This is a genomic window from Rhodovulum visakhapatnamense (genome assembly GCF_004365965.1).
GTDB classification, from domain to species: Bacteria; Pseudomonadota; Alphaproteobacteria; order Rhodobacterales; family Rhodobacteraceae; genus Rhodovulum; species Rhodovulum visakhapatnamense.
This window is the reverse complement of record NZ_SOEB01000076.1, coordinates 1-1,713: the sequence shown is the minus strand read 5'-3', so window position 1 is coordinate 1,713 and position 1,713 is coordinate 1. Positions and strand designations below refer to the sequence as shown.

General features: G+C 65.9%; 2 protein-coding genes. Both read left to right on the top strand.

The features are described from left to right. Nucleotides 1-180 (top strand): hypothetical protein (locus EV657_RS22015; RefSeq protein ID WP_208323341.1); only part of this gene is annotated, 180 nt, incomplete at its 5' end. Between the two features lie 11 nt (nucleotides 181-191). Further along, nucleotides 192-1,713: recombinase family protein (locus tag EV657_RS21375; protein ID WP_134079878.1), on the top strand; the 1,522-nt coding region annotated here is incomplete at its 3' end.

Below are 1,713 nucleotides of genomic sequence, written 5' to 3'. Positions count from 1 at the left end.
GACCTTCGCGTGCGGGACCGGGAAAGGCATGTCATGGCGGGCAAGCGGACAGACGGCGGGCAGGACAGGGCAGAACAGCTGCCTGTCCCGCCGCCGGCCCCCGCGCTGATCGCGCTGGCGCGGCTTCTGGCGAGACAAGCTGCGCGCGAGGCGCGCGCGTGCCATACTGACGCAAGCTGACGGAGGTGAGCATGACGACTCGGACGGCGGCGCCGCGCGCGGCGATCTACGCGCGCTATTCGACGGATCTTCAGTCGGCGGCCTCGATCCCGGATCAGGTGCGGCTGTGCCGACGGCTTTGCGAGGAGCGCGGCTGGACAGTAGCCGAAGTTTTCGCGGACAAGGCGATGAGCGGGGCCTCGCAGCTGCGCCCCGATTTTCAACGCATGCAGCAGGCGGCGATGCGCGGCAGCTTTGACGTGATCGTCGCCGAGGCGCTCGACCGGCTGAGCCGAGACCAGGAGCATATCGCAGGGCTGCACAAGCGGATGCGCTATCTCGGCGTGGAGATCGTCACCAAAGCCGAGGGCGAGATCAGCGAGATGCATATCGGGCTTGGCGGCACGATGTCGGCGCTGTTCCTGCGCAACCTGGCCGAGAAGACGCATCGGGGCCTTGAGGGCCGCGTCAGGGCGGGCAAATCGGCGGGCGGGATCAGCTATGGCTACCGTCTGGACCGCCAGCCGCTGCCGGACGGGTCGTTCACGACCGGAGACCGGGTGATCGACGCGGCGGAGGCCGTGATCATTCGGCGGATTTTCATGGAATATGATCGGGGGCGCAGCGCGCGAACCATCGCGACGGGCCTGAACCGGGATGGCATTCCGGCCCCGCGTTCGGGCGGCAAGGGCAAGGGCACCTGGTCCTTTTCGACGATCTCCGGGAACTGGAAGCGCGGCACGGGCATTCTCAACAACGAACTCTACATCGGCAAGCTGGTGTGGAACCGGCAGCGCTTCGTCAAAGACCCCGATACCGGCAAACGTCAGGCACGGCCGAACCCGCCCGAGGCCTGGATCACCGAAGACACCCCGGCCTTGCGCATCATCGCAGACGACCTCTGGTCTCGGGTCAAACAGCGTCAGGGCGCAATCCGCGAAGATATCCTGAGCGAACGGGCCGCCGATCCCGACGCCCCCCAAATCGAGCGTGGCCATCGCCCGCGCTATCTGCTGTCGGGGCTTCTGACCTGCGGCTGCTGCGGCTCGGGCTATATCATGATCAGTGACAGCCGCCTGGGCTGTGCCGCGGCCCGGAACTCCGGGACCTGCACCAATCGCAAGACCATCAAGCGGCTCGATGTGGAAGCGCGTGTACTTGACGGGCTGAAGACACAGCTGATGCATCCTGACCTGGTGGCGGAGTTCATCGCGGAGTTTCACCGGGAGATGGAGAAGGATCGGCTCGAGGCCGAGGCCGGACGGGTCGAGGCGGAACGGGCTCTGTCGAAAGTGACGAAGGAGATCGACAACATCGTTACTGCGATCACGGAAGGCATGTTTCATCCGAGCATGAAGGCAAAGATGGATGCGCTGGAGGCGCAGAAGGCGGCGTTTGAAGCAAAACTGACCGCCCTGCCCGCGCGGAGCCCGGTGGTCCTGCACCCGGGGCTGGCGGATGTTTACGCGGCGAAGGTTTCGGATCTGGCGGCTGCGCTGAACGATCCGGCAAGCCGGCCGGAGGCGGTGGAGATCCTGCGCGGTCTGATCGAGA